We start from the raw sequence: 20,889 nt of genomic DNA, 5'->3' as shown, positions 1-20,889 counted from the left end.
TATACATATTATATGTTATTCGTAATATATTCACAATATTATAGTTTTAAATAAAGTTCTTAATCCCTGGGAAAATCACCTTAAAAGTATTATCATCTTTTGAATCTACAAATATTACCTTACCATATTTAAAAAAATCTTTTTTCATTCGTGCAAATCCTCTTCCTGATTTTATAAATCTTTTTCTATCATCTAATGCTATTAACTTATCATATATCCACATATTCCTTTTTAAATAATTATGGGTATTAATTTCAGTTGAAAATAATAGGTTGCCTGGACTAAATACGCTTACACTGTTATAGCTTACCACTATTTCAATTTCCTTATAAAATATAGTATAATCTCTATAAAGTATTGCGTTTTTTACAGCCTCATACACTGCAGCAATAGGATAATTTACTGGAAATATATTTTTAAAAAATTCTTCTGTCCTATCTAGCATATCTAATAAATTTCCTTGCACAATTATAACCTCATCAAAGTTATCGTTTACCTTATTTACTATCTTTATCATATTATGCGGTAAATAGATACTGTTAATTGAAGAAAATACCAATAATCCCCCTAGTGTTACTACTCTCTTATTATAATCTCTTTCAATAAAAGTTATTCCTGCATTGTCCATAAATCCTAATCTACTGTTATCATTTACTAAAATGCCCTTATTTAAAAAGTATTTATTAATTATATTAAAATCTAAACTACTAATACCACTATTTACAATAGGTATAGTTTCGATATTGAGACTTAAATTTTCTTGTAAACAAGAAATTAATTCTTCTTTTCTCATAGTATCTGTTGTGGAACCTCTCCTAATGTAAAATGCACCATTCTCCCTTAGTTGATAGGGCTTCTGACCACCATCATATATAGTTATAATTGCCAAATTTTTGCTTTGGTATATTACAAAATCTAGGGATACTGGAATAGGCGGTTCACATCTTGAACTTATAATTTGTTGTAACTGTTCTTCTTTAAAGTCACATACCTTAATACCTATGATTTTTTTCGTTTTATCCTCTACTCCAATAACAAGGTATCCCCTTCCTCCACGGGAGTTGGCTATAGCACATATATCTTTAGCTAATTCTCTTTTACCACTTTCTATTAATATATCAATTCTTTGCTTGAAATCTAATTTTGTACCCTCATCCCTCTTTAACAATATGCTAATTTTTTTGCTATCCATATATTTCACTCCAACCGCGCTATAGTGATATATTATGCTTATAGTAGTTCAATGTTTCCAAAGTATTATACCTTACAACAAAAGACGATGGAATACCACCGCCTTTTTATTAGAAGTTTTTAACAATCCCTGTGTTCATTATTTTCACTTCAACTTCAACTTTTAGCTCAGTTTTTTTAATAATATCATCATTTTTTATCTTTGGATACTTCGCATGAAATTGCTCCGTTATATCAAAAATATCCATATTTAATGCCTTATATTTTGCAAACAGATTATTGCAGGCTTTCAAAATATTTTCTTCTGACTGCTCCTCAATTTTACTGATATTTTCTTTTGTGAGTGTAATTTCTTTTTGAGCTTCTGCTAAATCCACCTTAACTTTAATTTTCTTTTTTAAATGAACAATATTATCATCATAACTGATTTCTGTCTTAGTTTTACTTTTTAATATTTCTAATGTTACAAATTTATTAGTATCACAGGGATTAGTTACTTCTAAAGTACCACCTGAAATAGTGTTCATTAAAAAGTTAAAGCCTAACCCTTCATCTCTTTGTAACACGCCAACCATTTTATCGTCTTTAATTACAGCTCCGCCATTTACTTCTAAAGTTCCCTCTAAACTATCTTTTGGGATATCTATTATGGTTACTACATTTACTTTATCTCCAATTTTTCTTTGACTGTAAAACTCATTTAAACTTAGTTTTACAGCCCTTGAAGATGCTCCAATATTTTCTATAAGTTGCACTACAAATGATCCAATGTATTTATCTTCAGGCATATTTAGCTTCATAAGTTCCTGTGGATCTCCTTGATATACTGTAATATACGGTCTTATAAGAAATTCTTGATCACGATCCATAAAATCTATGAAATTATCAACACCGAATTCTGCAGCCTTTTGAGTAAATATTATGGCACTATTCTGTGTATAGTTTAATTTATAACTAGAAGTAGCATTCATATTTCTGACAGCTTCAAACATTGTTTTTCCTGTTGCTTTAAATAAGATTCTTTGATCCGCTCCTTGAGGTGATGTTCCTCTTACTCCCTTAAACGCTTCAGCATATAATATAGGATTACCGGTATTATCTGCATCTATTACTAATGCAGAAATAAATAAAACCTTATTAATATCCTTATAACTAAAACATGATGTCATAGTAAAACAATTCATTATTATACATATTATTACTAATGTTTTTTTATACTTATTCATTATAATCATCCCTATCAAAAATACTATTTGATATCTTGCTAAGATCTTTTCTATATAATATATCCTTAAATTTAAAGCTTTCTAGTGTACCTAAAGGGAATAAATATGGATATCCACAACTCTCTAGTCCCGCCATATGTGAGATAAAAATAAAAAATCCAATGTAAAATCCTGGTAATCCAAGCACTGAGGAAAACACAATTATAATTATATTCCATATGGATAGAGCACCATAAAGCTTAGGCACTAAAAAAGAAGAAATAGAAGAAATTGCCACAATCACTATAGTGCTTTGTGATGCTAAACCTGCTCCCACTGCAGCATCGCCTAAAATTAAAGCTCCGACAATGCTCATCGCCTGGCCTATGAGTTGTGGCAATCTTATTCCTGCCTCTCTAAGTAATTCAAAGAAAAAAGTCATTAGTAGTAGTTCTATAACAGTAGGCAAAGGTACTCCTGCTCTAGCGACTGAGAGTTTTACAGCAAATTCCTCTGGAATAAGCGAAAAGTGAAAAGTAGTAATCGCCAAATATACCCCGGACAATAAAGTTGCTGAGAAAAAACTAAACACCCTTATAAGTCTTGATATATTAGTAAAATACCTATTAGAATAATAATCATCTGGCGTTTGAAAATTATCCACAAAAAAATACGGTGCAGTAATTACAAAGGGGGTTCCATCTACGATTATTGCCACTTTCCCTTCTAAAAGCTTTGACGCTGCCACATCTGGTTTTTCGGTAGTGCCTATTGTGTCAAAAGCTGTGTTCTTATTTTTTAATTCTTCCTCAATGTAATTTGTGTCTAAGATAAACTCTAATTTTATATTGGTCACCTTTTTCCTTATATAATCAACAAGTTTCTTCGGCGCCACACCTTCTATGTAGCATATTACGGCTACCGTATTAGATTTACTCCCTAAAATTATCGGTTCAAATTTCAAATCCGAATTTTTTATTTTCCGCCTAATCATTGATACATTATCTACAAAAGCCTCCGTGAATCCTTCCCTTGGTCCTTTAACTACATTTTCTGTAGAAGGCTCTCCCACACTCCGCCTCACATATCCCTTGGCCTCACAATAAATTGATTTATTTGCAAAAGAAAATATAAGCACTAAGTCCCCAGATAAAATGTGATCTATAGCCTCCTCATTACTATTAATATCTCCAATGCTATTAGCTGGTAATACTTCTTTTTTTATATACTCTAAATCTACAGTTGTAATTTTATGTTGTATTAGAGGGTTAAATATATATTCACTAATAAAGTTAGAATCACATAAATCATCAATAAATACGCCGAATATTATTCCTATATCAGTCTCTATCTCTCTATATTTGACATCGTAGCTATTTTTTAATTTTTCCTTGATATAATCTATATTTATTTTTTCCATTTTAATCACCCAACTTATTATTTGTAATATTTAAGTTTAATATTCTCAAATTGGGAAATAATACAACTATATTGCAAATTTTATTACAATGCAATTTAGAATCAAAACAAGGAGGAGACAAGAAAAAAAAATGGATAAGCTAAATACAAAACATTTAATGTTCATAATTTGGGGAACCTGCATTGTAGCAATGAAAACTTACCCCAATGTATTCATTATAAATGGAGGTAGAGATTCCTGGATTTCCGTCACTATTGCTTCTATTATTTTATTATTTTATTTTATTTATTTGATTTTTGTTTGTAAAAAATGTAATTGCTATGATATGGACAAAATATACCATAAAGCCTTAGGTAAAACCATGGGAGACATCTTTTTAATTTTATTTATCATAACTTTAATTGTAAGCTTAATAGAGAGTTGCTCTGTAGAATCAAATGCCTTGCATCTAAATCTGCTTTCAGATACTCCTCCTTGGTTTTTTCTCTTGTTTATAATAATACCCGCCGTTTATATTACAAAGAAGGGTACTAGAGCGATAACTATAGTTACTATTTTAGTTATTTGTCTTACTATGATAGCCGGGATAAACCTAGCAATTCTTACAGCTAAATATAAAAAGTTTAGTCACCTACTTCCTATAATGGCGGATGGCGTCACTCCCTCTTTTATTTTATCTATAATAAAGGCCCTTGGATGTTACGGTAGTATAGCTGTTTGTATCCCATTTTTGTCTAGGGTAACTAATAAGTCAAAAATCACAAAACATTGCGTTATTGCAATATTAATAGTAATACAAATGGAGATTTTCGCAAACATAGGCGTTTTAAGTACCTTTGGCGTAGTTAGAGCCTTGGAGATTAACTATCCTAAACTCATACAAACTCAGTTAGTTGATTATTTCGGGTTTATAGAAGGAGGGGAGTTTTATGTAATGCTTCAAATGGTAGGCGGCTGGTTTATAAAATATGTATTAGAGCTAACCGCTATCATGATTTTATTAAAAAAGCTTTCCTTCTCTAATAAATATTGGATATACATTATTACTTTATTCGTATTCATAATCTCCTATTTCATTTCCGCTAAAGTAGTATTATTATATAAATTTTTAAATCTTTACGTCTATTTTTCTGTAATAGGCTTTATGTTAATACCAACAATAATTTTCACTGTATTTTACTTTAAAAGTAAAAAAAGCGCTAGAAACTAAAAAAAGTATATATTACTATTAATGCATTCACTTCGCTAAGAACTACTAATTTTATTTTTAATTAATCTGCTGAAAAACATAAACTCGCTATCGCAAGATATAAATTCGCTAGCACTCAAGCATATGTTTTTCTTAACGCATCTTAATTAAAACTAAAATAGGAAGTTCTAAAGCTTGCTTCAATACATTATACGTAATATATACTTTTTTTTGCGCATAAAATATCTTATATTATCTACTAATTTTGCTTTTTAAAGCTGTTATTAAAGGTAATGCTAAAGCAATACCTCCTACTACTTGAAAAACATTAGTAGGTATGTCCTTTAAAGAAATAATTAAGGCTTGTTTAAGTGCAAATTCCTTAGAAATAAATGTTAGTATAATAGCTCCCCCTAAATAATACATCGCAATCATCCAAATCCCTGCTACAACAAAAGCAAAGATATTATTTGAAAATTTATTTCCATTATAATTTTTTCTATAGGCAATTGTTCCAGCAATATACCCCATTGTACCTTTAATAATGAGTGTAAATGGTGCCCACATGGTATATCCATTTAATAAATCAAATAAACACATACCAACAGCAGAGGATATTGCTGCTTTTTTTCTTCCAAATAATATAGCTGATAAAAAAATCATACTATCTCCTAAATGAAGTACACCCATAAAAGTAGGTATATGTATAACCGAAGCAGCTATAAACGTAATCGCGGCCATTAGACTAATTTGTACTATGTCAATAGTTTTAATTGGTGATATTCTATTTTCCATGTTTATCCCCCTAAAATTAAATCTTTAATATATCCTTAAGCGTCTTTCTAACATCATTATATACAACATTTATCATCTTTTCAAATGTATGCATACACTTTACACAAATATATTGCATATACTTTGCTAAAATAATAAATACTATATATAAGCCACTTTAGTAGATAACGCTACTTTAGTAGATAACGCTACTTGAGTAGATAACGCCACTCTTATGGGTTTTTAATCTTATATTAAATTGTAATTTTAATAAGTGGAGGTGGAAATATGACCTTTTTACGTTGGTTAGGTGGATTTGTAGTGTTATTTTGGTTAATGGGAGTTCTTTTCAGCATAGGTGGAAGTTTAATTAATATCCTGCTAGTAGTTGCTGCGATTGTATTTGTAATTGATGTTCTATCTAGCAGAAAAAGAAACATGTAAAAACCTTCTAAACGTGAAAAAATCTCTTGAAATTAATTCAAGAGATTTTTCTTTTATTTTTTATTTAGTCCTTATCTTTACCAATGTCTGATAAAATCAAGCCTTTATTATGCTCTGTCGCCCAGCTAATACCCCACTCATTTTGGAATACTAATAGGTTTCTGTCCTTAAGGTCTTTAACTATCCTAGCATCACTAGTCAAGTTGAGTTTTTCTTTATCTATATCTATATTACACTTTTCAATCCATCTTATATGTTTAAATGCTAACCTTTCTATCTTAATATCTACATTATATTCATTTTTAAGTCTGAACTCTAATACTTCAAACTGAAGTACTCCTACAACCCCAACTATGATTTGTTCAATCCCTATATGAAGTTCCTTAAATACTTGGATTGCGCCTTCTTGAGCTATTTGTGTAACGCCCTTTATAAATTGCTTTCTCTTCATGGTATCAACAGTTCTCACCCTTGCAAAATGTTCTGGCGCAAAAGTTGGTATTCCTTCGAACTCAAATTTATTTGAAGAAGAACATATGGTGTCTCCTATGCTAAATATACCTGGATCAAAAACTCCAATAATATCTCCTGCATAAGCCGTGTCCACTATTTCTCTCTCTTGTGCTAAAAATTGTTGAGGTTGTGCTAATTTTATTTTATTACCGCCTTGTACATGATAAACATCCATGCCCTTTTGGAACTCTCCAGAACAAATTCTCATAAACGCCATCCTATCCCGGTGAGCTTTATTCATATTAGCCTGAATTTTAAATACAAAGGCAGAAAAGCCCTTACTAAAAACATCAATTTTCCCTATACTTGAATTTCTTGGTAACGGCGCTGAAGTTAATTGTAAAAAGTTATCTAAAAAAGGCTCAACTCCAAAATTAGTTGAAGCACTTCCAAAGAACACCGGAGTAAGTTCTCCTTTAGCAACTTTGTCCAAATCAAATTCATCCCCTGCTACATCTAAAAGCTCCATATCTTCCATAAGCTTTTCATATAATGTTTCACCAATAAGTTCGATTGCCTTTTCATCGTTAATACTTATTTTTGTCTCTTTAGCTTCTATTTGGCCATGCTTTCCATCATCAAAAACAATGATTTCCTTTGTACGTCGATCATAAACCCCTTTGAAATCTACCCCACAACCTATAGGCCAATTTATTGGATAAGATCTAATTCCAAATTCATTTTCTATTTCTTCCATAAGTTCAAATATATCTCTAGTTTCTCTATCCATCTTATTAATAAATGTAAAAATAGGTATTTCTCTAATGCTACAAACATGAAATAGCTTTCTTGTTTGTTCCTCGACCCCTTTTGCACCATCAATAATCATTACAGCACTATCCGCTGCCATGAGGGTTCTGTAAGTATCTTCACTAAAGTCTTGGTGACCTGGTGTATCAAGTATATTTATACAAAAATTATTATAATCAAATTGCATAACTGAAGATGTAACAGAAATACCTCTTTGTTTCTCTATTTCCATCCAGTCAGAAACTGCATGTTTAGACGCTTTTCTAGCTTTAACTGAACCTGCAAGCCTTATTGCGCCCCCATATAATAATAATTTTTCCGTCAGTGTAGTTTTACCAGCATCCGGATGGGAAATTATAGCAAATGTTCTTCTTTTTTCAATCTCTTTTATGTAATCCGCCAAGGTCATCACGCTCCTTTTATTTTTTTACATGCACATATATATATTCTTACAACCACTCTCTGAACTGCTAGTGGTTCTAAATTTCACTTTTCATTTCTCTACCTATCAATTCTAGCTTTAATCAAGAAATCTGTCAACTAAGGTTGTACTACCAGCTGTGAGCTATATATTATAGTATGAAGTTTCTTATTACAAGTCCCCCTGGAGAATTTTATACTTTATCTTGGTATAAATCCTATTTTCTTTTGCATTTTCCTTAGTGTCTTATTAGCCACATAGTTAGCTTTTTCCGAACCCTTTTTATAAATTTCTTCTAAATAAGCTTTTTTCCCTATGTATTCCTTAATCTTTATCTGTATAGGTTCAAGTTCTGCAACTATTGCTTCTGCTACATCTTTTTTAAATTGAGCATAACCTAATCCTTCATATTTTTCTTCTATTTCACCTATAGAAATACCAGTTATAGCCATTAATATAGTCATTAAGTTCTTAACGCCTAATTGTTCGTCGTTATACTTAACAACCCCTAAGCTATCTGTAACTGATCTGTTTACTTTCTTTCTTATAACTTCCGGTGGGTCCATTATTAAAATGAATCCATTAACATTCTCTCCTGATTTAGACATTTTTTTAGTTGGTTCTTGTAGATCCATTACCTTAGCCCCCGATTTACCTATATATGGTTCAGGTATTACAAAGGTATCACTATAGGTTTTATTGAATCTTTCAGCTATATCCCTGGCAATTTCAAGATGCTGAGTTTGATCTTTTCCTACAGGCACTAAATTAGTTTGATATAATAAAATATCTGATGCCATTAGCACCGGATATGTCAATAATCCTGCTCCTACACTCTCACTGTTTTTAGATTTTTCTTTGTATTGAGTCATTCTGCTTAATTCTCCCATGTAAGTAGAACAAGTTAAAAGCCAAGCAGCTTCACTATGTGCGGATACATGTGATTGAATAAACATAGTATTTTTCTCAGGATCAATACCTGAAGCTATGTAAATAGCCAACATTTCTAAGGTTCTTCTTCTCAAATCCTTTGGTTCTTGCTTTACTGTAATCGCGTGTAAATCCACCACACAAAAATAGCATTCATATTCTTCTTGTAATTTAACCCAATTTTTTATAGCTCCTAAATAATTTCCTAGTGTTAAGTCGCCCGAAGGTTGAATCCCACTAAATATCACCTTTTTATTTTCTTCCAAAATAATCATCTCCTATAATAATAATAATAATAATAATAATAATAATAATAATAATAATAATAATAATAATAAATGAAAATCATATATTGATCCGAATGCTAATTCTTGTTCATATGCTTTCTAATCAATATCTTATTTTTTCATTATTCTAAATGTGCTAAATACAAAAAAAGCCCTATGGATAAATCCATAGGGCGTATATACACGGTACCACCTAACACTTACAAGCTACATTAAAGCTTCTACTTAAACAGATACACTTGTATATCCTACCTTTATAACGTAAGGCTTACGTCAAGGACTACTGCATTTCATCCCGAGTCTTAGAGATCCATTCAATTTAAACATAGTTATCGTAATTCCACCATCAACGACTCTCTGTGAATCTGTTTTTAAATTTACTTACTTCTCATCAAAGACTATAACATTATAAGTTATTTAAATTATATTATGCCTATTCACTTAAATTGTCAATAATAATTTTAAATTTTATGCTTTCCAAAGTCCGTGTAAATTACAGTATTCTCTTACGAATACCACTTTTTCTTCTAACTTAAATTCTGCTTCTGGTTTTTCACCTAGTTTTAAGTATTTTCTGTACACCTTATTTTCTGTGTGTACTTCAATAAATTCAATATGATGTTCTTCAAGCATTGGGTGCTCAACTGCTCCAACCTTAACCCTAATTCCACCTTCTATTTTTTCAATTACGGGAACATGTTTTTCAGCTGCTGCATCCTGAGTATTTTCTACTTTAAGTGTCATTGGTTTTCCACAACATACTAAAGTTCCGCCAGCGTTATGAACAACTTCAACTATATTTCCACATACATCGCATTTGTAAATTTGTCTTAATTCAGTCATTTTTATTCCTCCTTTAAATTTGAAAATCTATAAAATACTTATTATATTTTTTCAATTTATAACCGTTATCTATTGATAGTAATTAGATATATATTATTCTACATTTGTTTGAAAATTACCTCTTTTTTTTGAATTTTATTTACATATGTATTTTATGCTAATTCAATTCATTATATGCACCAATATGATTTAACGACGTTTCAGAAGAAAAGCCTCCCATTTCTATAAGTGGGAGTATAATTCGCCTTCTGAAGTCGTCAATTTATCTTCTTAGAAGCTATGCATCTTCTACGAAGCTGTTGCAGCTCCGCAGGAGATGATTTAACTAATATTACCTTCATTTTTTTCTCTCTTTCGTGGAATACTATATAATACAATATAATATAAAAGGAGGTATGAACATGGCTAAGGACCTTAAGAAGCAAACAAAAGTATATGCACCCTACGATAGAGATTTTTATGAATTAGAAGAGAAGGAGATAAGATCTTACTCTGAAAATGATTCTACTATGCTACCAAACCCAGTAACTGATCCTATAGTTTCTATGAATATATCTAATGTTGAATTTGACTATACCTATAATGGTGGCCAAGAAATTCCAGATACAGAAGACTAACTTGTTTTAAAGCTATAAAAACAGATGACTTCTTATTAGAAGTCACCTGTTTTTTTATATTATAACTTCAACTTTATGCACTCCATCAATAAATGGAACCAATCCATCTTCGCATAAATTACCATCAAGCCAAATTCCTTTGTTTCCCTGGCGCTTAACCTCAATCACATATTCGAATTTATCTTTTTTATATATAATCTCATACTGTGGCCATTCCTCTGGCACACAAGGTTCAATGGTAAACCCTTTTCCCTCCTTTAGTTTAAACCCTAAAATCGCCTCTATTCCCGTTCTATACATCCACCCTGAGGTTCCAGTATACCAACTCCACCCTCCGCGTCCTACATGAGGTTCTTTTCCATAAACATCAGCAGTCATTACGTAAGGCTCAGTTTTATATCTTTCACACTGAGGCAGTGTTTTTGTATGATTAATAGGGTTTATCATATTATAGAGCTTTGCCGCCATGTCACCTTTGTAAAGTTTAGCAAAGGCAAGAATTACCCAAGTTGCAGCGTGTGTATATTGTCCACCATTCTCTCTAACTCCCGGCACATAGCCTTTTATATAACCTGGCTCCAAAGTAGATTTATTAAAAGGAGGAGTTAAAAGCAAAATCATTCCATTATCTTCTTTTATTAAATAATGCTCTAATGACTTCATAGCCTCCTCTGCCCTTTCTTTATCTGCAGCTCCTGATATAACTGCCCATGATTGAGATAGGGAATCTATCTTACACTCCTCATTTTGAGATGATCCTAGTGGCGTGCCGTCATCAAAATATGCTCTCCTATACCAATTACCATCCCATGCGTTTTCCTCTAGATTTATCCTTATATATTCTTGCATCTCCTTGTATTTCTGTATTCTTTCATCATCGTTTTTATATGTGCAAGCTTCAAAGAAATCTCCTAGTATATCATATAAGAACCAACCAAGCCATACGCTTTCACCTTTGCCCTTATTCCCAACGGTACTCATTCCATCATTCCAATCTCCACTACCCATTAGTGGAATGTTATGAGGACCGAATTTAAGGCTTTTATCTATAGCTTTTATGCAATGTTCATATATACTACCTGTAAAATCTGCCCTTCCAGAAATATTATATCTTTCATCTTCACCGTCTGTTAGTGGCGTATCCATTAAATACTGAGCTTGCTGATCAAGAATAGAAAAATCCCCTGTGTTTTTTATATAATCCATAGTGACATAAGGTAGCCATAATAAGTCATCGGAGAACCTTGTTCTTATACCACTATCTACAACCGGATGCCACCAATGTTGCACATCACCTTCAACAAATTGCCTTGAAGCACTGTATAGAATCTGTTTTTTAGTCATACTTGGCTCAATCATGCCTAGTGACATAACATCCTGAAGCTGATCTCTAAAGCCATAAGCTCCACCAGATTGGTAAAAAGCAGTTCTCGACCATAACCTGCACACTATAGTTTGGTACATTAGCCATCCATTAAGCATTAAGTCCATACTCTTATCCGGAGTCTTAACTTGCAACGTATGAAGTAATTTGTTCCAATAGTTCTTTACATTTTCGAGTTCAGTATCCACTCTCTTAAAATCTTCAAATTCGCCAATAGTTTTAGAAACATTTTCCAAATTTTCATTTTCACCAAGCATCGCTACTAATTCAATCTCCATATTAGGTTCTATATGAATTTTTGAAGTGACTGCAAGACATGGATCGAGTCCTGCTCCTACATTGTTTGAAAGTCTTACTCTCTTTAGTACCTCAGGTTCCTCTACACTTCCTCCTCTGCCTAAAAATTCACTTCTATTGCCAGTAAAGCTTTGTTGCCCGCCTCCAAATAATCTTAAGAAAGCATTTATTTTCCCAAAATGCTGACTATAACAATTTGTAGCATATATATATTCCTTCTCTTCATTCAAATGAGTAACAATATGCTGAGCAGTATGCTCTCGTACAACCCCCATCACAAGTTCTGCGTAGTAGGTTATACTTATATCTCTTGCTATATCACTATTATTTCTAAGTTTTATTTTGCATAGCTTAACGTTATGCGACCTAGGCACAAACATGGTTACTTCACCCATAATTCCAAAAGCTTCATGCTTGAAATTTGAATATCCAAAGCCATGCTCAATTAAGTATTCTCCACCATCCCTTATTGGTTTAGGTGTAATGCTCCACACATTGCCATAAGCATCATCTCGCAAATATATAGCTTCTGAGCATTCATCGCTTACCCAATCATTAGACCAATTAGTAATTTTATTTTCGCGGCTATTAAGGTACCATGTATAAGCTGATCCACATTCTGATACATGGAATCCAAAATCACCATTTGAAATTACATTTATCCAAGGTGCTGGTGTATTATTAAAATCCTTAAGTAGAATAGTATAGTTTTCACTTTCTACATTAAAGCCTCCTAAGTCATTAAAGTACTCTAACGGTTTCATATTAAACTTGTGCTCTTTCCATTTAAATTGATTTTCTACAATCTGTAATAATGGTTGTTTTTCTATTTTCTTTAAATTGTTCTGAATTTGAGATACTAACATTCCCTTGCGGGAATCTATAACTATTCTAGCTATAGCTATTAAAAGCTCTATATCCTCCTCCATAATAGTAGCCTTATTAAGTATAAAGAGCCCTCCAGGTTTATTTTCTTTATCTCTTAAATGACTACTGCACACAAAATCCTTAATATCAGTTTGTAAAGGCTGATCATATGAGGCTTTTTGAAGATTTATTATTACCAAATCAACTCTTAACCCTTTAAGGCTTAAGTATTCATGGGCATTTAAAAGTTGACGAACGAGATCTTTATCTTTGCTCTCACGAACTATAAGTAGAATTATAGGTAAATCTCCTGAAATACCATATCCCCAAAGCGTAAATTGTCCCTTCTTTACATTTTTTATATTTTCTTCTCTTTGTTTAAAAGTGGAATTTAAAAATAATATTTTAGAAGCCATTACTTGGTATAAATTTGCTTGGCTAGATTTTATACCTAGATATTTCATGTCTACCTGAGTTTGGCTCCACGCCAGTTCAAACACCGCATTTACATTGTGAAGTTCACTATATTTCTTAGCTAAACTTATTACTTCCACTTTACTATCAGCTATCGAAGTAGTGAAAGCTATAATGCACGTTTCACCAGGTTTTATATTTACTCTTCTCCTCATACTTACTATAGGGTCAAGCACCGCCCCTACAGTATTGGATAAAATTGAGTCTTGCTTCATTGCTATAGGGTGTATTGTATTTTCACCACGCCCTATGAAACTCTCTCTGCTAGTCTCATATTGAACAGTTCCTACGGTAGTTCCCTCCGTTGCAACAGTTTGCATAATCCAAGGTTGATTTTTACCCTTAGCCCTAGGTCTTCTCGTTGCCAGGATGCAGCTAGGATTATCTATATACTCTGTTTTTACAAATAGATTCCCAAAAGCTGGATGGACTATGTCTGCATCATAATGAGCTAGAGTTACTTCTAAATAGCTTGTTATTTCTAAACTTTTACTTACGGTACCATGATTTGTAATGGATAATCTTCTTACCTCTGAGTCATCCTCTGTAGACACAGTGATTTCCGTGCGAGTAGTAATATCACCATCGTCCCTTGTAAATTCAGCTTTGTCTAAGGCGAATGTTACCTCATAACTATTCCCTACCTTTTTACAAGGTTCATAAGCTGCACTGAAGTATTCATGTTCATCCATATCTTTGATATACACGAACATGCCTGTATTGTCCTTAGTGACATCTTCCCTCCATCTATAAATCATAGTTCTATCTCGCATAGCATACCCTGACCCGCTATTAGAAATCATTAGCGAATAACTTCCATTAGAAATTAAATGTGTTTCTGGAGTTTCCGTTTTAGCTGTAATATATTTTCTAACTATAATCTTTTGTTTTCCTATAGTAGTTCCTGATATATTAAATTTATATTTTCTATCATATACCACTCTCTTAGAAATTTTCTCTTGAAGCAATAGCTCTGTAGCTTTGACCTTTGGCAAAGTATGAAATCTTTTTTGAAGAATATTATTTAATAATACATTGTCTATTGCCATTAAGCTCATACCTTCATGATGAATCATGAAGCACTTAATAATAGCCTTAGGTTCCTCCTTTAACATTCTATTTTTAGTATAATCTACCGCTTCATAAAAACCATAAGTTCCTTCTAATCCTTCCAAAGCAAGGCTCTTAAGATTATCATAAGATCCTCTAAAATCAGTTTGCAGTGCCATAACAGTAGCGTATGGCGCAATAACCAATTCATCTTCGAGTCCTGACTTGAGTCCTACTCCTGCTACCCCAAATGCCTTGTATTGGTAATTTGAATTTATGTCGAAATTATAAAATGCAGATTCAGATATTCCAAAAGGCACCCCTCTTTCATTACAATATTTCTTTTGTGCCCCAATTACAGCTTTATAAGTTTCATCTAGCATTGTTTCCGGATAATTTTTCATTATAAGTAGGGGCATCATATATTCAAACATGGTCCCACTCCAAGAAACTAATCCCTTACTTTTACCCATAAGAGTCATAGACCTACCAAGCTTAAACCAGTGTTTTTTAGGAACATCTCCTTTTGCTATGGCAACAAAGCTAGCCTGCCTTGACTCAGACGCAAGTAAATCGTAATAGCTCTTACCTAGACTATCATTCTCAACGTCATATCCAATTCTAAACAGTTCTCTTTCTTCATCATACAACATTTTAAAATCAGTAGCTTCTGCCATTGAATTTAGTCTTTCTTTTAAGCTCTCAATGCTACTAATAACCACTTGAGCTTTTTCTTTTGTATTTTGCAGTAAATCTTTTAATTTCTCTAAAGATTCATCACTTTTTGACATGCCATTTAACATATTTAATATGTTGGTGGTTTTTTCTGGAATACAATTTATTGCTGTGTTTTCGATTAAGCTTTTTAAAGAATTACTAATGTCTATATCAAAGTTTTTTTCATGGATAAACTCAAACCAAGGGAAAAATTCATTTATTTCCTCTAAGAACTTATCCACATCACCTTTGAGTTTTTTATTCCAATATGGCTCCTTGCCTTTTTGTACTTCCGTAACCCTTGATGCTAAATCTACAAGCACAGTTCTCCAAGAATAAAAATCTGTTTTGTCATTGCCTAAGGTGACAATCACTTGATGATATAATTCTTTCATTTCTTTGGATTCTTCTATTTCTTCACTAGCAAGCCTTATTGTGTCTTGCAAACCCTCCACTTGCACAAGATTAAATATTGGATTACACAAATATTCTTCTAGTGATTGAGAAACCAACCAGAGATAACCAACTAAGTTCCCGCTATCCACAGTGGACACATATCTAGGATAAAGTGGAGTTTTAGTTTTAGTATCATACCAATTATAAAAATGACCTTTATACGTAACCATGTCCTCAATTGAAGTCATAATTTTCTCTATTCTTTGTGTTACTTCCATTATGCCTATATACCCTAGATCATAGGCAACTATATTTGACGTTAATTCCATACCCATATTAGTGGGTGAAGTTCTCTGGGCTAATCCATTAGGCGGATCTTCTTGATAATTATCTGGTCCAAGCCAATTATTTTCGTCATTGACAAAATCCTCAAAATACGCCCAAGTTTTCCTACTTAATTTCCTTAAAAAGATCTTTTCTTCAACCATCATTTTAAAAGTTTCTAAACTTCTATCGCGACTTATAACATATGCAATTACAGGGCTTAAAAACCAAAGCACACAGGACGGTATACTAAGAAACCCAATACTCAAACTTGAATTAAATGCTAAAAATAAAATCAAAAGTGAAATTGCACTTTCAATCCACATAAAAGCTATGAAATTTTTAAGTTTTTTCCCTAGTTTCACCTCTACGTCTGCCGCTGTCTGCCACTCTAATAAATTTTTCTTGCTTATCATTATTCTATATAATGTTCTAATTATGGCATCCAACATCATATACGCTTGAAAAGGTATAAAACAAATAATCAAAAATATTTGTTCTATAGCCATAGACCCATTTTGAATTTTACCCGATAAACTTATACCTGCAGCAGGAGAAACTACAGCTTCGGATACATCAAAAAGTATAGGTGCTAAAACCGCAACAAATGCTGCAATAACCCATTTATCCGTCCCATTAGGCAATATTCCACCTAATGCAAGTATGAGCAAAATTGTAATGGAGGGTGCGAGTAAGCTCCTCCTTAAATTATCAAATATTTTCCATTTAGATATTTTATTTATTGGCGAATGTTTTGTAATCCAAGGTAATAATTGCCAATCACCTCTAGTCCACCTGTGTAATCTCATACAACTAGAATTGTAATAAGCTGGGTATCCATCTATGAATTCCACATCAGTAACTAATGCAGTCCTAACATAGCAGCCCTCTAACAAGTCATGGCTTAATACAGTATTTTCAGGTATTTCATCTTTTAACATATAATTAAATACATCTACATTATAAATTCCTTTTCCAGTAAAAATCCCTTCCCCAAATAAATCCTGGTATACATCAGATACAGCAGTAGTATAAATATCTATACCCGTTTCCCCAGAAAATATCTTTGAAAATAGAGTTTTGTTTGCGCTAAGAATAGACACTCCTACTCTCGGTTGCATTAAACCGTAACCTCTATCCACTTTCTTTTTAGTATTATTTATGACAGCATTGTTTAGTGGATGAGCCATAGCACCTATAAGTTTTTTTGCAGAGTCCCTTGGAAGCTTCGTGTCCGCATCTAATGTAATAACATATTTAACCTTTCTAAGATTCAGAGGATTGCTGCTTATTACATCGTAACTAGTATTCTCGTTACCTCTTAAAAACTCATTAAACTCCATAAGCTTTCCGCGTTTTCGTTCAAATCCAATCCACTTGTTTTCTTTTTCATTGTACTGTCTATGTCTATTTAGAAAGAAAAATATCTTTTTATCAGGCTTGCAATACTTTTTATTTAAACTTTCTATGGCTAAAAGCCCAACATTAACTATTGACTTATCTTCTACTTCCTCCTCAGTATCACTATCTTTAAAGTCACCCAGTAATGCAAAAAACAAATTTTCCTGAGCATTGGCTAAATAGTATACTTCTAAATCATTTATTAATTCGACTACCCTACTAGGATTATTTAATAGTGTTGGAATTACTACAACCGTACTATATTTTTCTGGTATTACTTCTTTAAAATCCATTTTAGGAATAAAAGAAGGAGTACTCAGAACACTTACACTCCAGTTGAAAATCGATATTACTATTTCGCTACAGGGTACTAATATAACAATTATGGCAAGACAATATCTCCATAAATCTTTATTACTATCATTTAATAGGCTACTCGCAATAATTAGACATATTATTATCGTTGTAAATATAATAATAGTGCCTATATAAAAATTCTCTACATTCTTCTTTATGCTGTTTTTGAGCCTCTCTATACCAGTATTCTCATATCCTATTTTTCGCTTTAATTTATTTAGTCCCTTATCTATCAAATAATATCCAACATGTTGTTCATAGGTATTATTTTCTGAAAATTCACTTTCTTCGCAACATTCAATAGCTTTTTTTGCTATATATGATTCTGGAAGCTTTATATTTTTAGATATTTTTTCTATTTCGTGTCTATACTTATCTCTAGATTGAAAATCCATTTCTCTATAAATATGTGAAGGATCTTCTCTCAAAATACCCTCTACAGCACTTAGCTTTTCAAAATAATTTTCCCAATTTAAACCTTCAATAACCCTTATACTATTAATTGAATTTGCCATAGATATTTCAAAATTAGCTTCCATTTGATGCTCTAATACTATAATTTCTTCTAGGCTTGTTTCCTGCGCTCCAAGCCTTTCATCTATATAATCATAAACCTCTTTAGAATCAATACCATTATCCCTTAACAATTTCAATAATCTTTCTGTAAAATGAGAATTGAATGTAAATTTCTCATTTTCTAATAAATATATCTCTTTGACAATTTTATCTTCATTAAAAGCATTGATTAAACGCTCTGCAACTTTTTCTGCTTCTTTTTTATCTTGCTTCGCTTTAACAATTTTTTCAGTTATCCTACTAATATTTTGAATTAATGCTATTCTTAACATTATAGGAATAGCCCAAAGTTCACCAGACGTCAGTACAGCACTCCTTTGATAGGCCCTAATAAAATTTTCAATAACTGTTTCATCCATCCTACCATCGGTGTGAGATGCTATTTCTATAGCAATATGATAAACTCTTGGATAGCCCTTCATGAAACCTTTGTATATCACCGGTAAGTCTTTATAATAATTTTGTGGCATGTTATATTTTATACTCTTATACTCCTTCTCTACCAAGTAAAGATTATCCAAAAGCCATTCAGAAGCAGGCAATACATCTTTTTTATTTTTTTCTTCTTTATCCATGCTATCATAGCCATTTAAAATCATTTCATAACTTCTATCTAAATTACTAATAAGCTTTTTCTTACAATTAGTTTTTTTCACATCAGCATAATGACGTGCCATTTCGAAAGCATGTTTCTCTAAATCTTCTCTATTCACATTTATGGTTGGAACATCTTTTAGTAAATTTTCCTCTTCATAATAATTCAGATTTTTTCTTATCACTATGTAGATTAAAATACTTATTACGGCTATTGCCCCTAATGTAGCATATGGCATTATAAACACCCTTTCAACACTTTTTGTTAATAATATTTGTAAAGTTTTAGACCTAGTTGAAATTATTATCTCCAACTAATTGTTTAATTATTAGCAAAAACAACAAAAAAAACTCACAATGAAACATTGTGAGTTCTTTTTAAATGTGCTTAAGTTATCTTTTTATTAAATTTTATAAAATTCTTCAAATGATTTCGTAACATAAGTATGGTCTATTACTCCGCCTAGTTCTCTTATAGAATGCATAGCTAGAGTTGGGCTTCCTATATCTACCGAGCGTATATTTAAATGAGTTGAAGATATTGGTCCTATAGTTGACCCACCACGTGCATCAGAACGATTAACAAATTTTTGCACCGGCACCCCTGCTTTTTCACAAACTAATTCATAAACTGCATCAGAGTTACTATCAGTTGTGTAGTTTTGATTAGCATTAATTTTTATAACTGGGCCTTTGTTCATATAAGGCTTATTTGTTGGGTCATTCTTTTCTGGACTATTAGGATGAACAGCATGTGCATTATCCGCTGATATCATAAAAGATTTAGAAATTGATCTTAAAAAATCCTCACGATTTTTATCTAAAGATATTGTAATACGCTCTAATATATTAACTAGCATATTTGAGTCCGCACCTTGCTTTGTTGAGCTTCCTACTTCTTCATTATCAAAACAAACCATTACATTTGTTGCCTCTGCGGCTGGCGCTATAGCTAGTGCTCTTATTCCTGCATGTACCATTGCTAAATCATCTAATCTTGAGCTTGATATAAATTCATTGTTTAACCCGATAATTGAACCCTTTTCGTATTCATAAAGGAATAAATCAAAATCTATAATTTGTTTATGATCTACAGATAATTCCTTTGCAATGGCACTCATAAGATAATTATCTTTTTCTAATTCGTTGCTCACCATTGAAAGTAGTGGCAATGTATCCTTTTGCTTATTTAGTTCAATTCCAGTGTTTATTTCTCTATTCATATGAATAGCTAAATTAGGAATTATCATTATAGGCTTTTTAATATTTACTAACTTAGTTTCTGGATATAGAATATTTTTGTCTCGCAAAGCTACCCGTCCAGCTATTGCAAGAGGCCTATCCATCCAAGTATTTAATATAGGTCCGCCATAAACCTCTGTGTTTAATCTTACATACGTATTATCTACTACCATTTCTGGTGCTGGTTTAATTCTAAATGTAGGCGAATCTGTATGAGCGCCAATAATTTTAAAGCCATTTTCTTCGATTTCTCCCTTTCCAACTACAAACGCAATTAGTGCGGAGTCATTTTTAGTCACAAAATATTTCCCGCTTTTTTTAAGGTTCCACTTTTCTTCTTCTTTAATTTCCACAAAGCCTTCTTTACATAAATCTTCTTTAACCTTTGCTACAGCATGATAAGATGTTGGACTATCATAAATAAAATCAATAAGATTTTGGGCAAATTCTAATTCCTTATTCATATATATTCCTCCAATGAGTGTTAAAGCACATAATTACTTTGCTTATCCCCTTCTCTATTATAACAATTTTTTTAATAAAATTTCTATAAAATCCAAATAAATGCTATAATTAATTATCGAATATATGTTTAAAATTAACTTTTTAAATTATACTATATAATC

General features: G+C 31.9%; 12 protein-coding genes. 3 read left to right on the top strand and 9 right to left on the bottom strand.

Translation table 11 applies throughout. The annotated features are described in order from the left end of the window. Positions 1 to 46: 46 nt before the first annotated feature. The 3 genes from KTC94_RS14405 to KTC94_RS14395 form a co-directional block, all read right to left on the bottom strand. Positions 47 to 1,192, bottom strand: a complete 1,146-nt coding sequence (locus KTC94_RS14405; RefSeq protein ID WP_220319574.1) for a helix-turn-helix domain-containing protein — start codon at positions 1,190 to 1,192, stop codon at positions 47 to 49. A 109-nt stretch (positions 1,193 to 1,301) separates the two neighbouring features. Beyond that, positions 1,302 to 2,417: a Ger(x)C family spore germination protein gene (locus KTC94_RS14400; protein ID WP_220319573.1), complete on the bottom strand. Its 1,116-nt coding sequence runs from the start codon at positions 2,415 to 2,417 to the stop codon at positions 1,302 to 1,304. Then, positions 2,410 to 3,816: a spore germination protein gene (locus KTC94_RS14395; protein WP_220319572.1), complete on the bottom strand. Its 1,407-nt coding sequence runs from the start codon at positions 3,814 to 3,816 to the stop codon at positions 2,410 to 2,412. The genes KTC94_RS14400 and KTC94_RS14395 overlap by 8 nt, the downstream gene beginning before the upstream one ends. A 130-nt stretch (positions 3,817 to 3,946) precedes the next feature. Between KTC94_RS14395 and KTC94_RS14390 the strand changes: the two genes are divergently transcribed. Then, positions 3,947 to 5,026, top strand: coding sequence for an endospore germination permease (locus tag KTC94_RS14390; protein WP_216301860.1), 1,080 nt, complete (start codon positions 3,947 to 3,949; stop codon positions 5,024 to 5,026). 231 nt (positions 5,027 to 5,257) lie between these two features. On the opposite strand, the gene KTC94_RS14385 is transcribed toward KTC94_RS14390, so the two are convergent. Continuing rightward, positions 5,258 to 5,800 carry an ECF transporter S component gene (locus KTC94_RS14385; protein ID WP_216301859.1) on the bottom strand — a complete coding sequence of 181 codons (543 nt, stop codon included), beginning with the start codon at positions 5,798 to 5,800 and terminating at the stop codon, positions 5,258 to 5,260. A gap of 267 nt (positions 5,801 to 6,067) precedes the next feature. Here KTC94_RS14385 and KTC94_RS14380 point away from each other — a divergent pair, with 267 nt between their 5' ends. After that, positions 6,068 to 6,223, top strand: coding sequence for a DUF5670 family protein (locus KTC94_RS14380; protein WP_165413665.1), 156 nt, complete (start codon positions 6,068 to 6,070; stop codon positions 6,221 to 6,223). A 64-nt stretch (positions 6,224 to 6,287) separates the two neighbouring features. Here the strand turns inward: KTC94_RS14380 and KTC94_RS14375 are convergent, their stop codons facing one another. The 3 genes from KTC94_RS14375 to KTC94_RS14365 form a co-directional block, all read right to left on the bottom strand. Next, positions 6,288 to 7,889: a peptide chain release factor 3 gene (locus KTC94_RS14375; RefSeq protein ID WP_216301857.1), complete on the bottom strand. Its 1,602-nt coding sequence runs from the start codon at positions 7,887 to 7,889 to the stop codon at positions 6,288 to 6,290. 218 nt (positions 7,890 to 8,107) lie between these two features. Next, positions 8,108 to 9,103: a tryptophan--tRNA ligase gene (gene trpS / locus KTC94_RS14370; protein WP_216301856.1), complete on the bottom strand. Its 996-nt coding sequence runs from the start codon at positions 9,101 to 9,103 to the stop codon at positions 8,108 to 8,110. A gap of 489 nt (positions 9,104 to 9,592) precedes the next feature. After that, positions 9,593 to 9,967, bottom strand: coding sequence for a desulfoferrodoxin (locus KTC94_RS14365; RefSeq protein WP_220319571.1), 375 nt, complete (start codon positions 9,965 to 9,967; stop codon positions 9,593 to 9,595). Positions 9,968 to 10,368: 401 nt separating this feature from the next. On the opposite strand from KTC94_RS14365, the gene KTC94_RS14360 reads away from it, so the two are divergent. Continuing rightward, positions 10,369 to 10,584 (top strand): hypothetical protein, encoded by a 216-nt coding sequence (locus tag KTC94_RS14360; protein WP_220319570.1) that lies wholly within the window; start codon positions 10,369 to 10,371, stop codon positions 10,582 to 10,584. Positions 10,585 to 10,638: 54 nt separating this feature from the next. Here KTC94_RS14360 and KTC94_RS14355 read toward each other — a convergent pair whose 3' ends face one another. Continuing rightward, positions 10,639 to 19,260, bottom strand: coding sequence for a GH36-type glycosyl hydrolase domain-containing protein (locus tag KTC94_RS14355; protein WP_220319569.1), 8,622 nt, complete (start codon positions 19,258 to 19,260; stop codon positions 10,639 to 10,641). Positions 19,261 to 19,425: 165 nt separating this feature from the next. Beyond that, positions 19,426 to 20,727: a M18 family aminopeptidase gene (locus KTC94_RS14350; RefSeq protein ID WP_220319568.1), complete on the bottom strand. Its 1,302-nt coding sequence runs from the start codon at positions 20,725 to 20,727 to the stop codon at positions 19,426 to 19,428. Between the last annotated feature and the right edge of the window lie 162 nt (positions 20,728 to 20,889).

This window comes from Clostridium sp. CM028, from assembly GCF_030585565.1.
In the GTDB taxonomy this organism is placed as follows: domain Bacteria; phylum Bacillota; class Clostridia; order Clostridiales; family Clostridiaceae; genus Clostridium_AD; species Clostridium_AD estertheticum_B.
This window is presented reverse-complemented; position numbering and strand designations above follow the sequence as displayed.